The organism is Shigella dysenteriae (assembly GCF_022354085.1).
In the GTDB taxonomy this organism is placed as follows: Bacteria; Pseudomonadota; Gammaproteobacteria; order Enterobacterales; family Enterobacteriaceae; genus Escherichia; species Escherichia coli.
The window spans coordinates 106,744-121,517 of record NZ_CP055055.1; the positions used below are offsets into that span (position 1 = coordinate 106,744).

Genomic DNA, 14,774 nt, shown 5'->3' on the forward strand with positions numbered 1-14,774 from the left:
ATGTCTGAAGCTCCTAAAAAGCGCTGGTACGTCGTTCAGGCGTTTTCCGGTTTTGAAGGCCGCGTAGCAACGTCGCTACGTGAGCATATCAAATTACACAACATGGAAGATTTGTTTGGTGAAGTCATGGTACCAACCGAAGAAGTGGTTGAAATCCGTGGCGGTCAGCGTCGCAAAAGCGAACGTAAATTCTTCCCTGGCTACGTCCTCGTTCAGATGGTGATGAACGACGCGAGCTGGCACCTGGTGCGCAGCGTACCGCGTGTGATGGGCTTCATCGGCGGTACTTCCGATCGTCCTGCGCCAATCAGCGATAAAGAAGTCGATGCGATTATGAACCGCCTGCAGCAGGTTGGTGATAAGCCGCGTCCGAAAACGCTGTTTGAACCGGGTGAAATGGTCCGTGTTAATGATGGTCCGTTCGCTGACTTCAACGGTGTTGTTGAAGAAGTGGATTACGAGAAATCTCGTCTGAAAGTGTCTGTTTCTATCTTCGGTCGTGCGACCCCGGTAGAGCTGGACTTCAGCCAGGTTGAAAAAGCCTAACCCAGCGATCAAAAAAGCGGCGATTTAATCGTTGCACAAGGCGCGAGATTGGAATACAATTTCGCGCCTTTTGTTTTTATGGGCCTTGCCCGTAAAACGATTTTTTATATCACGGGGAGCCTCTCAGAGGCGTTATTACCCAACTTGAGGAATTTATAATGGCTAAGAAAGTACAAGCCTATGTCAAGCTGCAGGTTGCAGCTGGTATGGCTAACCCGAGTCCGCCAGTAGGTCCGGCTCTGGGTCAGCAGGGCGTAAACATCATGGAATTCTGCAAAGCGTTCAACGCAAAAACTGATTCCATCGAAAAAGGTCTGCCGATTCCGGTAGTAATCACCGTTTACGCTGACCGTTCTTTCACTTTCGTTACCAAGACTCCGCCGGCAGCAGTTCTGCTGAAAAAAGCGGCTGGTATCAAGTCTGGTTCCGGTAAGCCGAACAAAGACAAAGTGGGTAAAATTTCCCGCGCTCAGCTGCAGGAAATCGCGCAGACCAAAGCTGCCGACATGACTGGTGCCGACATTGAAGCGATGACTCGCTCCATCGAAGGTACTGCACGTTCCATGGGCCTGGTAGTGGAGGACTAAGAAATGGCTAAACTGACCAAGCGCATGCGTGTTATCCGCGAGAAAGTTGATGCAACCAAACAGTACGACATCAACGAAGCTATCGCTCTGCTGAAAGAGCTGGCGACTGCTAAATTCGTAGAAAGCGTGGACGTAGCTGTTAACCTCGGCATCGACGCTCGTAAATCTGACCAGAACGTACGTGGTGCAACTGTACTGCCGCACGGTACTGGCCGTTCCGTTCGCGTAGCCGTATTTACCCAGGGTGCAAACGCTGAAGCTGCTAAAGCTGCAGGTGCTGAACTGGTAGGTATGGAAGATCTGGCTGACCAGATCAAGAAAGGCGAAATGAACTTTGACGTTGTTATTGCTTCTCCGGATGCAATGCGCGTTGTTGGCCAGCTGGGCCAGGTTCTGGGCCCGCGCGGCCTGATGCCAAACCCGAAAGTGGGTACTGTAACGCCGAACGTTGCTGAAGCGGTTAAAAACGCTAAAGCTGGCCAGGTTCGTTACCGTAACGACAAAAACGGCATCATCCACACCACCATCGGTAAAGTGGACTTTGACGCTGACAAACTGAAAGAAAACCTGGAAGCTCTGCTGGTTGCGCTGAAAAAAGCAAAACCGACTCAGGCGAAAGGCGTGTACATCAAGAAAGTTAGCATCTCCACCACCATGGGTGCAGGTGTTGCAGTTGACCAGGCTGGCCTGAGCGCTTCTGTAAACTAATGCCTTTACGTGGGCGGTGATTTTGTCTACAATCTTACCCCCACGTATGCTAACGAAAGTTAGCAGCTAAAAAGATTTGTTCGTTGGAGCCTGGCCTATCCAGGCCTCCGTCGAAGACCGCAGGAGTTTCGCAAGAAACTTAATCCCCTGCGTAGACGGTGACAGAACGCTAAGATTATTCTTCTATATTCTGGCTTGTTTCTGCTCACCGTAATTAAGACGCTCTCTCCGTTTGGAGGAGTGAAGTGAGTTCCAGAGATTTTCTCTGGCAAACATCCAGGAGCAAAGCTAATGGCTTTAAATCTTCAAGACAAACAAGCGATTGTTGCTGAAGTCAGCGAAGTAGCCAAAGGCGCGCTGTCTGCAGTAGTTGCGGATTCCCGTGGCGTAACTGTAGATAAAATGACTGAACTGCGTAAAGCAGGTCGCGAAGCTGGCGTATACATGCGTGTTGTTCGTAACACCCTGCTGCGCCGTGCTGTTGAAGGTACTCCGTTCGAGTGCCTGAAAGACGCGTTTGTTGGTCCGACCCTGATTGCATACTCTATGGAACACCCGGGCGCTGCTGCTCGTCTGTTCAAAGAGTTCGCGAAAGCGAATGCAAAATTTGAGGTCAAAGCCGCTGCCTTTGAAGGTGAGCTGATCCCGGCGTCTCAGATCGACCGCCTGGCAACTCTGCCGACCTACGAAGAAGCAATTGCACGCCTGATGGCAACCATGAAAGAAGCTTCGGCTGGCAAACTGGTTCGTACTCTGGCTGCTGTACGCGATGCGAAAGAGGCTGCTTAATCGCAGTTATCTTTTTAACGCATTCGCTTACGTATAAACTTATTCTGATATTCAGGAACAATTTAAATGTCTATCACTAAAGATCAAATCATTGAAGCAGTTGCAGCTATGTCTGTAATGGACGTTGTAGAACTGATCTCTGCAATGGAAGAAAAATTCGGTGTTTCCGCTGCTGCTGCTGTAGCTGTAGCTGCTGGCCCGGTTGAAGCTGCTGAAGAAAAAACTGAATTCGACGTAATTCTGAAAGCTGCTGGCGCTAACAAAGTTGCTGTTATCAAAGCAGTACGTGGCGCAACTGGCCTGGGTCTGAAAGAAGCTAAAGACCTGGTAGAATCTGCACCGGCTGCTCTGAAAGAAGGCGTGAGCAAAGACGACGCAGAAGCACTGAAAAAAGCTCTGGAAGAAGCTGGCGCTGAAGTTGAAGTTAAATAAGCCAACCCTTCCGGTTGCAGCCTGAGAAATCAGGCTGATGGCTGGTGACTTTTTAGTCACCAGCCTTTTTGCGCTGTAAGGCGCCAGTAGCGTTTCACACTGTTTGACTACTGCTGTGCCTTTCAATGCTTGTTTCTATCGACGACTTAATATACTGCGACAGGACGTCCGTTCTGTGTAAATCGCAATGAAATGGTTTAAGCGTGATAGCAACAGGCATTGCGGAAAGTGTTCCATTTTCCGGTCAACAAAATAGTGTTGCACAAACTGTCCGCTCAATGGACAGATGGGTCGACTTGTCAGCGAGCTGAGGAACCCTATGGTTTACTCCTATACCGAGAAAAAACGTATTCGTAAGGATTTTGGTAAACGTCCACAAGTTCTGGATGTACCTTATCTCCTTTCTATCCAGCTTGACTCGTTTCAGAAATTTATCGAGCAAGATCCTGAAGGGCAGTATGGTCTGGAAGCTGCTTTCCGTTCCGTATTCCCGATTCAGAGCTACAGCGGTAATTCCGAGCTGCAATACGTCAGCTACCGCCTTGGCGAACCGGTGTTTGACGTCCAGGAATGTCAAATCCGTGGCGTGACCTATTCCGCACCGCTGCGCGTTAAACTGCGTCTGGTGATCTATGAGCGCGAAGCGCCGGAAGGCACCGTAAAAGACATTAAAGAACAAGAAGTCTACATGGGCGAAATTCCGCTCATGACAGACAACGGTACCTTTGTTATCAACGGTACTGAGCGTGTTATCGTTTCCCAGCTGCACCGTAGTCCGGGCGTCTTCTTTGACTCCGACAAAGGTAAAACCCACTCTTCGGGTAAAGTGCTGTATAACGCGCGCATCATCCCTTACCGTGGTTCCTGGCTGGACTTCGAATTCGATCCGAAGGACAACCTGTTCGTACGTATCGACCGTCGCCGTAAACTGCCTGCGACCATCATTCTGCGCGCCCTGAACTACACCACAGAGCAGATCCTCGACCTGTTCTTTGAAAAAGTTATCTTTGAAATCCGTGATAACAAGCTGCAGATGGAACTGGTGCCGGAACGCCTGCGTGGTGAAACCGCATCTTTTGACATCGAAGCTAACGGTAAAGTGTACGTAGAAAAAGGCCGCCGTATCACTGCGCGCCACATTCGCCAGCTGGAAAAAGACGACGTCAAACTGATCGAAGTCCCGGTTGAGTACATCGCAGGTAAAGTGGTTGCTAAAGACTATATTGATGAGTCTACCGGCGAGCTGATCTGCGCAGCGAACATGGAGCTGAGCCTGGATCTGCTGGCTAAGCTGAGCCAGTCTGGTCACAAGCGTATCGAAACGCTGTTCACCAACGACCTGGATCACGGCCCGTATATCTCTGAAACCTTACGTGTCGACCCAACTAACGACCGTCTGAGCGCACTGGTAGAAATCTACCGCATGATGCGCCCTGGCGAGCCGCCGACTCGTGAAGCAGCTGAAAGCCTGTTCGAGAACCTGTTCTTCTCTGAAGACCGTTATGACTTGTCTGCGGTTGGTCGTATGAAGTTCAACCGTTCTCTGCTGCGCGAAGAAATCGAAGGTTCCGGTATCCTGAGCAAAGACGACATCATTGATGTTATGAAAAAGCTCATCGATATCCGTAACGGTAAAGGTGAAGTCGATGATATCGACCACCTCGGCAACCGTCGTATCCGTTCCGTTGGCGAAATGGCGGAAAACCAGTTCCGCGTTGGCCTGGTACGTGTAGAGCGTGCGGTGAAAGAGCGTCTGTCTCTGGGCGATCTGGATACCCTGATGCCTCAGGATATGATCAACGCCAAGCCGATTTCCGCAGCAGTGAAAGAGTTCTTCGGTTCCAGCCAGCTGTCTCAGTTTATGGACCAGAACAACCCGCTGTCTGAGATTACGCACAAACGTCGTATCTCCGCACTCGGCCCAGGCGGTCTGACCCGTGAACGTGCAGGCTTCGAAGTTCGAGACGTACACCCGACTCACTACGGTCGCGTATGTCCAATCGAAACCCCTGAAGGTCCGAACATCGGTCTGATCAACTCTCTGTCCGTGTACGCACAGACTAACGAATACGGCTTCCTTGAGACTCCGTATCGTAAAGTGACTGACGGTGTTGTAACTGACGAAATTCACTACCTGTCTGCTATCGAAGAAGGCAACTACGTTATCGCCCAGGCGAACTCCAACCTGGATGAAGAAGGCCACTTCGTAGAAGACCTGGTAACTTGCCGTAGCAAAGGCGAATCCAGCTTGTTCAGCCGCGACCAGGTTGACTACATGGACGTATCCACCCAGCAGGTGGTATCCGTCGGTGCGTCCCTGATCCCGTTCCTGGAACACGATGACGCCAACCGTGCATTGATGGGTGCGAACATGCAACGTCAGGCCGTTCCGACTCTGCGCGCTGATAAGCCGCTGGTTGGTACTGGTATGGAACGTGCTGTTGCCGTTGACTCCGGTGTAACTGCGGTAGCTAAACGTGGTGGTGTCGTTCAGTACGTGGATGCTTCCCGTATCGTTATCAAAGTTAACGAAGACGAGATGTATCCGGGTGAAGCAGGTATCGACATCTACAACCTGACCAAATACACCCGTTCTAACCAGAACACCTGTATCAACCAGATGCCGTGTGTGTCTCTGGGTGAACCGGTTGAACGTGGCGACGTGCTGGCAGACGGTCCGTCCACCGACCTCGGTGAACTGGCGCTTGGTCAGAACATGCGCGTAGCGTTCATGCCGTGGAATGGTTACAACTTCGAAGACTCCATCCTCGTATCCGAGCGTGTTGTTCAGGAAGACCGTTTCACCACCATCCACATTCAGGAACTGGCGTGTGTGTCCCGTGACACCAAGCTGGGGCCGGAAGAGATCACCGCTGACATCCCGAACGTGGGTGAAGCTGCGCTCTCCAAACTGGATGAATCCGGTATCGTTTACATTGGTGCGGAAGTGACCGGTGGCGACATTCTGGTTGGTAAGGTAACGCCGAAAGGTGAAACTCAGCTGACCCCAGAAGAAAAACTGCTGCGTGCGATCTTCGGTGAGAAAGCCTCTGACGTTAAAGACTCTTCTCTGCGCGTACCAAACGGTGTATCCGGTACGGTTATCGACGTTCAGGTCTTTACTCGCGATGGCGTAGAAAAAGACAAACGTGCGCTGGAAATCGAAGAAATGCAGCTCAAACAGGCGAAGAAAGACCTGTCTGAAGAACTGCAGATCCTCGAAGCGGGTCTGTTCAGCCGTATCCGTGCTGTGCTGGTAGCCGGTGGCGTTGAAGCTGAGAAGCTCGACAAACTGCCGCGCGATCGCTGGCTGGAGCTGGGCCTGACCGACGAAGAGAAACAAAATCAGCTGGAACAGCTGGCTGAGCAGTATGACGAACTGAAACACGAGTTCGAGAAGAAACTCGAAGCGAAACGCCGCAAAATCACCCAGGGCGACGATCTGGCACCGGGCGTGCTGAAGATTGTTAAGGTATATCTGGCGGTTAAACGCCGTATCCAGCCTGGTGACAAGATGGCAGGTCGTCACGGTAACAAGGGTGTAATTTCTAAGATCAACCCGATCGAAGATATGCCTTACGATGAAAACGGTACGCCGGTAGACATCGTACTGAACCCGCTGGGCGTACCGTCTCGTATGAACATCGGTCAGATCCTCGAAACCCACTTGGGTATGGCTGCGAAAGGTATCGGCGACAAGATCAACGCCATGCTGAAACAGCAGCAAGAAGTCGCGAAACTGCGCGAATTCATCCAGCGTGCGTACGATCTGGGCGCTGACGTTCGTCAGAAAGTTGACCTGAGTACCTTCAGCGATGAAGAAGTTATGCGTCTGGCTGAAAACCTGCGCAAAGGTATGCCAATCGCAACGCCGGTGTTCGACGGTGCGAAGGAAGCAGAAATTAAAGAGCTGCTGAAACTTGGCGACCTGCCGACTTCCGGTCAGATCCGCCTGTACGATGGTCGCACTGGTGAACAGTTCGAGCGTCCGGTAACCGTTGGTTACATGTACATGCTGAAACTGAACCACCTGGTCGACGACAAGATGCACGCGCGTTCCACCGGTTCTTACAGCCTGGTTACTCAGCAGCCGCTGGGTGGTAAGGCACAGTTCGGTGGTCAGCGTTTCGGGGAGATGGAAGTGTGGGCGCTGGAAGCATACGGCGCAGCATACACCCTGCAGGAAATGCTCACCGTTAAGTCTGATGACGTGAACGGTCGTACTAAGATGTATAAAAACATCGTGGACGGCAACCATCAGATGGAGCCGGGCATGCCAGAATCCTTCAACGTATTGTTGAAAGAGATTCGTTCGCTGGGTATCAACATCGAACTGGAAGACGAGTAATTCTCGCTCAAACAGGTCACTGCTGTCGGGGTAAAACCCGGCAGCGGATTGTGCTAACTCCGACGGGAGCAAATCCGTGAAAGATTTATTAAAGTTTCTGAAAGCGCAGACTAAAACCGAAGAGTTTGATGCGATCAAAATTGCTCTGGCTTCGCCAGACATGATCCGTTCATGGTCTTTCGGTGAAGTTAAAAAGCCGGAAACCATCAACTACCGTACGTTCAAACCAGAACGTGACGGCCTTTTCTGCGCCCGTATCTTTGGGCCGGTAAAAGATTACGAGTGCCTGTGCGGTAAGTACAAGCGCCTGAAACACCGTGGCGTCATCTGTGAGAAGTGCGGCGTTGAAGTGACCCAGACTAAAGTACGCCGTGAGCGTATGGGCCACATCGAACTGGCTTCCCCGACTGCGCACATCTGGTTCCTGAAATCGCTGCCGTCCCGTATCGGCCTGCTGCTCGATATGCCGCTGCGCGATATTGAACGCGTACTGTACTTCGAATCCTATGTGGTTATCGAAGGCGGTATGACCAACCTGGAACGTCAGCAGATCCTGACTGAAGAGCAGTATCTGGACGCGCTGGAAGAGTTCGGTGACGAATTCGACGCGAAAATGGGTGCGGAAGCAATCCAGGCCCTGCTGAAGAGCATGGATCTGGAGCAAGAGTGCGAACAGCTGCGTGAAGAGCTGAACGAAACCAACTCCGAAACCAAGCGTAAAAAGCTGACCAAGCGTATCAAACTGCTGGAAGCGTTCGTTCAGTCTGGTAACAAACCAGAGTGGATGATCCTGACCGTTCTGCCGGTACTGCCGCCAGATCTGCGTCCGCTGGTTCCGCTGGATGGTGGTCGTTTCGCGACTTCTGACCTGAACGATCTGTATCGTCGCGTCATTAACCGTAACAACCGTCTGAAACGTCTGCTGGATCTGGCTGCGCCGGACATCATCGTACGTAACGAAAAACGTATGCTGCAGGAAGCGGTAGACGCTCTGCTGGATAACGGTCGTCGCGGTCGTGCGATCACCGGTTCTAACAAGCGTCCTCTGAAATCTTTGGCCGACATGATCAAAGGTAAACAGGGTCGTTTCCGTCAGAACCTGCTCGGTAAGCGTGTTGACTACTCCGGTCGTTCTGTAATCACCGTAGGTCCATACCTGCGTCTGCATCAGTGCGGTCTGCCGAAGAAAATGGCGCTGGAGCTGTTCAAACCGTTCATCTACGGCAAGCTGGAACTGCGTGGTCTTGCTACCACCATTAAAGCTGCGAAGAAAATGGTTGAGCGCGAAGAAGCTGTCGTTTGGGATATCCTGGACGAAGTTATCCGCGAACACCCGGTACTGCTGAACCGTGCACCGACTCTGCACCGTCTGGGTATCCAGGCATTTGAACCGGTACTGATCGAAGGTAAAGCTATCCAGCTGCACCCGCTGGTTTGTGCGGCATATAACGCCGACTTCGATGGTGACCAGATGGCTGTTCACGTACCGCTGACGCTGGAAGCCCAGCTGGAAGCGCGTGCGCTGATGATGTCTACCAACAACATCCTGTCCCCGGCGAACGGTGAACCAATCATCGTTCCGTCTCAGGACGTTGTATTGGGTCTGTACTACATGACCCGTGACTGTGTTAACGCCAAAGGCGAAGGCATGGTGCTGACTGGCCCGAAAGAAGCAGAACGTCTGTATCGCTCTGGTCTGGCTTCTCTGCATGCGCGCGTTAAAGTGCGTATCACCGAGTATGAAAAAGATGCTAACGGTGAATTAGTAGCGAAAACCAGCCTGAAAGACACGACTGTTGGCCGTGCCATTCTGTGGATGATTGTACCGAAAGGTCTGCCTTACTCCATCGTCAACCAGGCGCTGGGTAAAAAAGCAATCTCCAAAATGCTGAACACCTGCTACCGCATTCTCGGTCTGAAACCGACCGTTATTTTTGCGGACCAGATCATGTACACCGGCTTCGCCTATGCAGCGCGTTCTGGTGCATCTGTTGGTATCGATGACATGGTCATCCCGGAGAAGAAACACGAAATCATCTCCGAGGCAGAAGCAGAAGTTGCTGAAATTCAGGAGCAGTTCCAGTCTGGTCTGGTAACTGCGGGCGAACGCTACAACAAAGTTATCGATATCTGGGCTGCGGCGAACGATCGTGTATCCAAAGCGATGATGGATAACCTGCAAACTGAAACCGTTATTAACCGTGACGGTCAGGAAGAGAAGCAGGTTTCCTTCAACAGCATCTACATGATGGCCGACTCCGGTGCGCGTGGTTCTGCGGCACAGATTCGTCAGCTTGCTGGTATGCGTGGTCTGATGGCGAAGCCGGATGGCTCCATCATCGAAACGCCAATCACCGCGAACTTCCGTGAAGGTCTGAACGTACTCCAGTACTTCATCTCCACCCACGGTGCTCGTAAAGGTCTGGCGGATACCGCACTGAAAACTGCGAACTCCGGTTACCTGACTCGTCGTCTGGTTGACGTGGCGCAGGACCTGGTGGTTACCGAAGACGATTGTGGTACCCATGAAGGTATCATGATGACTCCGGTTATCGAAGGTGGTGACGTTAAAGAGCCGCTGCGCGATCGCGTACTGGGTCGTGTAACTGCTGAAGACGTTCTGAAGCCGGGTACTGCTGATATCCTCGTTCCGCGCAACACGCTGCTGCACGAACAGTGGTGTGACCTGCTGGAAGAGAACTCTGTCGACGCGGTTAAAGTACGTTCTGTTGTATCTTGTGACACCGACTTTGGTGTATGTGCGCACTGCTACGGTCGTGACCTGGCGCGTGGCCACATCATCAACAAGGGTGAAGCAATCGGTGTTATCGCGGCACAGTCCATCGGTGAACCGGGTACACAGCTGACCATGCGTACGTTCCACATCGGTGGTGCGGCATCTCGTGCGGCTGCTGAATCCAGCATCCAGGTGAAAAACAAAGGTAGCATCAAGCTCAGCAACGTGAAGTCGGTTGTGAACTCCAGCGGTAAACTGGTTATCACTTCCCGTAACACCGAACTGAAACTGATCGACGAATTCGGTCGTACCAAAGAAAGCTACAAAGTACCTTACGGTGCGGTACTGGCAAAAGGCGATGGCGAACAGGTTGCTGGCGGCGAAACCGTTGCAAACTGGGACCCGCACACCATGCCGGTTATCACCGAAGTAAGCGGTTTTGTACGCTTTACTGACATGATCGACGGCCAGACCATTACTCGTCAGACCGACGAACTGACCGGTCTGTCTTCGCTGGTGGTTCTGGATTCCGCAGAACGTACCGCAGGTGGTAAAGATCTGCGTCCGGCACTGAAAATCGTTGATGCTCAGGGTAACGACGTTCTGATCCCAGGTACCGATATGCCTGCGCAGTACTTCCTGCCGGGTAAAGCGATTGTTCAGCTGGAAGATGGCGTACAGATCAGCTCTGGTGACACCCTGGCGCGTATTCCGCAGGAATCCGGCGGTACCAAGGACATCACCGGTGGTCTGCCGCGCGTTGCGGATCTGTTCGAAGCACGTCGTCCGAAAGAGCCGGCAATCCTGGCTGAAATCAGCGGTATCGTTTCCTTCGGTAAAGAAACCAAAGGTAAACGTCGTCTGGTTATCACCCCGGTAGACGGTAGCGATCCGTACGAAGAGATGATTCCGAAATGGCGTCAGCTCAACGTGTTCGAAGGTGAACGTGTAGAACGTGGTGACGTAATTTCCGACGGTCCGGAAGCGCCGCACGACATTCTGCGTCTGCGTGGTGTTCATGCTGTGACTCGTTACATCGTTAACGAAGTACAGGACGTATACCGTCTGCAGGGCGTTAAGATTAACGATAAACACATCGAAGTTATCGTTCGTCAGATGCTGCGTAAAGCTACCATCGTTAACGCGGGCAGCTCCGACTTCCTGGAAGGCGAACAGGTTGAATACTCTCGCGTCAAGATCGCAAACCGCGAACTGGAAGCGAACGGCAAAGTGGGTGCAACTTACTCCCGCGATCTGCTGGGTATCACCAAAGCGTCTCTGGCAACCGAGTCCTTCATCTCCGCGGCATCGTTCCAGGAGACCACTCGCGTGCTGACCGAAGCAGCCGTTGCGGGCAAACGCGACGAACTGCGCGGCCTGAAAGAGAACGTTATCGTGGGTCGTCTGATCCCTGCAGGTACCGGTTACGCGTACCACCAGGATCGTATGCGTCGCCGTGCTGCGGGTGAAGCTCCGGCTGCACCGCAGGTGACTGCAGAAGACGCATCTGCCAGCCTGGCAGAACTGCTGAACGCAGGTCTGGGCGGTTCTGATAACGAGTAATCGTTAATCCGCAAATAACGTAAAAACCCGCTTCGGCGGGTTTTTTTATGGGGGGAGTTTAGGGAAAGAGCATTTGTCAGAATATTTAAGGAATTTCTGAATACTCATAATCAATGTAGAGATGACTAATATCCTGAAACTGACTGAACTAATTGAGTCAAACTCGGCAAGGATTCGATACTATTCCTGTGTAACTTTCTTAAGGAACGAGAATGAAACAGGAAGTGGAAAAGTGGCGACCTTTTGGACATCCGGATGGTGATATTCGTGATTTATCATTTCTTGATGCTCATCAGGCTGTCTACGTTCAGCATCATGAGGGCAAAGAGCCTTTAGAGTATCGCTTTTGGGTTACCTACTCTCTTCACTGCTTCACAAAAGATTATGAACATCAGACGAACGAAGAAAAACAATCGTTAATGTACCACGCGCCTAAAGAATCTCGTCCCTTCTGCCAGCACCGTTATAACTTAGCGCGCACACACTTAAAAAGAACTATTTTGGCGCTGCCAGAAAGCAACGTTATTCATGCCGGGTATGGTAGCTATGCCGTGATTGAGGTGGACTTAGACGGAGGAGATAAGGCATTTTACTTTGTTGCGTTCAGGGCTTTCAGGGAAAAGAAAAAACTCCGTTTGCATGTAACTAGCGCTTATCCCATTTCTGAAAAACAGAAAGGTAAATCAGTGAAATTTTTTACCATTTGCCTACAACTTATTGAGAAATAAGCAGCTTCCTCAGCCCTCAAAATAACAAAACCCACCTTAAGGTGGGTTTCGCCAGAGAATTATCTCTGGTATTCAGAACGCCATTACCGGACTTTGCCTTGACCTTGCGATAATCGCAGGTTGCGGGATGTCTGAATTTCTTCAGTCTGCTGCATCCTGGAAGATGAGAACATGTGTTCTTATTTTCGTCTCTATCATAGTTGAGTATTTACTCTCTTACAATCAGATCTCTTTCATTGCTCAACAGGCGATGGCTTCAGACTTTGCATTACGGAATTTTTAAGAAAGGCAGGGCGAAACGAGGAAGAAGCTTTTCGCCCTGGACAACATTCCTGCTGACGGCACTACCATAAAAAAACACAACGCTTTCAACAACCTTGCGTTTTTCATCTTCCGTAGCGGCTCGGAATAAATTTACGTTCTTACATTCCGTCTCATAGTCTTTGCGAGGCGCGTCCCAGATAGCTGTCCCAGTCTTTCCATACCGGCTGCAAACCCTGAGCGGTTAACGCGGCAGCAACCGCTTCCGGTCTGCGATCGTCGTGCGGTGAGAACTGTTCCAACTCGGGGTGATTGTCGGCATAGCCACCTGGCTGCGTTTTCGAAAAAGCGCTGACGTTATTAATTGCCAGCGGAATAACGCGATCGCGAAACCACGGTGATTCCCGCGTGGAGAGTGACAGTTCAATCTCCGGTGCAAGCAGTCGGAAGGCGCAGATGGTTTGCACTAACTGGCGTTCATCCATAATCGACGCAGGCTCAATGCCGCCAGTACACGGGCGCAGGCGCGGAAAGGAGACAGAGTAACGGCTTTGCCAGTAATGCTGTTGCAGCCATAGCAAATGTTCGGCAACCATATAGCAGTCAACGCGCCAGTTGTCGGAAAGGCCAATTAGCGCGCCGAGGCCTATCTTATCAATCCCCGCACGGCCCAGCCGATCCGGCGTTTCCAGCCGCCAGAAGAAGTCCTGTTTTTTGCCTTTCAGATGATGGCGGGCATAAGTCGCCTCGTGATATGTCTCCTGATAAACCATCACGCCATCCAGACCAAGTTGCTTTAACTCGGCGTATTCCGTCTCCGCCAGCGGTTGCACTTCCATCTGTAGTGAAGAGAACTGTTCACGCAGGGCAGGGAGATGACGACGAAAGTAATCCATCCCCACTTTCGCCTGATGTTCACCGGTGACTAAAAGCAGATGTTCAAAGCCCATCTCCCGTATAGCGGCGCTTTCCCTGGCAATATCCGCTTCGTCCAGCGTTTTGCGCTTGATGCGATTACTCATGGAAAATCCGCAGTACGTGCAGTCGTTAGCGCAAAGATTGGAAAGATAAAGCGGGACGTAGAAACTAACTGTGTTGCCAAAACGCTGACGGGTCAGGCGCTGCGCCCGTTGGGCCAGTGGTTCCAGATAGCCACTGGCGGCTGGCGATAACAGCGCCATCATATCGTCGCGGGTGAGTTGCGAGGCATTTAGCGCCCGCTCTACGTCAGCAGCCGTTTTGCCGTTGATACGCAGGCGGATGTCGTCCCAGTCCAGTTGTCGCCAGCGATCGCTGAAGGTTTTCATGCCGATGCCTCCAGAAATCCGGTCAGCGGGCTGGTGGCATGAGCAAAATGACTGCGGCTGCCCGGTCCGGACTGACGTGCCAGCAGGCCTGCTTCTACTGCCAGACGAAATGCCTTCGCCATGTTGACGGGATCGTCCGCGACGGCAATCGCCGTATTCACTAACACCGCGTCGGCCCCCATTTCCAGCGCCTGCGCGGCATGGCTGGGAACGCCGATGCCAGCATCGACAACCACCGGAACTGTGGCCTGCTGGATAATAATCTCCAGCATGGCACGGGTTTCCAGTCCCTGATTCGAGCCAATCGGCGCGCCGAGCGGCATCACCGCTGCACAGCCGACTTCTTCCAGACGTTTACACAATACCGGATCGGCCCCGCAGTAAGGCAGCACGACAAATCCCTGTTGTACCAGCGTTTCGGCGGCTTTCAGGGTTTCGATGGGATCAGGCAATAGCCAGCGGGCGTCAGGGTGAATCTCTAATTTTAGCCAGTTTGTGCCTAATGCTTCACGTGCCAGATGGGCGGCGAAAATGGCTTCTTCCGCTGTTTTCGCCCCGGATGTATTTGGCAGCAGGGTCACACCCGCCGCGATAAGCGGTTCGAGGATAGCGTCGTTGTGCTGGCGCAAGTCGACACGTTTCATCGCCAGCGTCACCAGTTGGCTGCCGGAAGCGCGAATAGACTCCACCATCAGTTGTGAAGAGGCGAATTTCCCGGTGCCGGTAAACAGATGTGAATCAAACGTTTTGTCCGCAATACGTAACATC

10 protein-coding genes are annotated in these 14,774 nt (G+C 52.0%); 8 read left to right on the forward strand and 2 right to left on the reverse strand.

Features of this window, described 5'->3' with window-relative positions:
• The 8 genes from nusG (at position 1) to HUZ68_RS00570 (ending at position 12,438) form a co-directional block, all read left to right on the forward strand.
• Complete coding sequence (nusG, locus tag HUZ68_RS00535; RefSeq protein WP_001287516.1) at positions 1-546, forward strand: transcription termination/antitermination protein NusG; 546 nt, start codon at positions 1-3, stop codon at positions 544-546.
• 158 nt (positions 547-704) lie between these two features.
• Entirely contained in the window at positions 705-1,133 is a 429-nt protein-coding gene (gene rplK, locus HUZ68_RS00540) for a 50S ribosomal protein L11 (RefSeq protein ID WP_001085926.1), read from the forward strand.
• A 3-nt stretch (positions 1,134-1,136) separates the two neighbouring features.
• A complete protein-coding gene (rplA, locus tag HUZ68_RS00545) occupies positions 1,137-1,841 on the forward strand; it encodes a 50S ribosomal protein L1 (RefSeq protein WP_001096684.1) in 705 nt (234 codons plus the stop codon).
• Positions 1,842-2,132: 291 nt separating this feature from the next.
• Positions 2,133-2,630 (forward strand): 50S ribosomal protein L10, encoded by a 498-nt coding sequence (gene rplJ, locus HUZ68_RS00550; RefSeq protein WP_001207201.1) that lies wholly within the window; start codon positions 2,133-2,135, stop codon positions 2,628-2,630.
• Between the two features lie 66 nt (positions 2,631-2,696).
• Positions 2,697-3,062: a 50S ribosomal protein L7/L12 gene (gene rplL / locus HUZ68_RS00555; protein ID WP_000028878.1), complete on the forward strand. Its 366-nt coding sequence runs from the start codon at positions 2,697-2,699 to the stop codon at positions 3,060-3,062.
• A gap of 319 nt (positions 3,063-3,381) precedes the next feature.
• Positions 3,382-7,410: a DNA-directed RNA polymerase subunit beta gene (gene rpoB, locus HUZ68_RS00560; protein ID WP_000263098.1), complete on the forward strand. Its 4,029-nt coding sequence runs from the start codon at positions 3,382-3,384 to the stop codon at positions 7,408-7,410.
• 76 nt (positions 7,411-7,486) lie between these two features.
• Entirely contained in the window at positions 7,487-11,710 is a 4,224-nt protein-coding gene (rpoC, locus tag HUZ68_RS00565; RefSeq protein WP_000653944.1) for a DNA-directed RNA polymerase subunit beta', read from the forward strand.
• 212 nt (positions 11,711-11,922) lie between these two features.
• Positions 11,923-12,438 carry a stationary phase growth adaptation protein gene (locus HUZ68_RS00570; RefSeq protein WP_227455838.1) on the forward strand — a complete coding sequence of 172 codons (516 nt, stop codon included), beginning with the start codon at positions 11,923-11,925 and terminating at the stop codon, positions 12,436-12,438.
• A gap of 434 nt (positions 12,439-12,872) precedes the next feature.
• Here the strand turns inward: HUZ68_RS00570 and thiH are convergent, their stop codons facing one another.
• Both thiH and thiG read right to left on the reverse strand, forming a co-directional pair.
• Positions 12,873-14,006, reverse strand: coding sequence for a 2-iminoacetate synthase ThiH (gene thiH, locus HUZ68_RS00575; protein ID WP_033814928.1), 1,134 nt, complete (start codon positions 14,004-14,006; stop codon positions 12,873-12,875).
• On the reverse strand, positions 14,003-14,773 hold the full coding sequence (gene thiG / locus HUZ68_RS00580; RefSeq protein ID WP_000944116.1) for a thiazole synthase: 771 nt from the start codon (positions 14,771-14,773) through the stop codon (positions 14,003-14,005). The genes thiH and thiG overlap by 4 nt, the downstream gene beginning before the upstream one ends.
• Position 14,774: the final 1 nt, after the last annotated feature.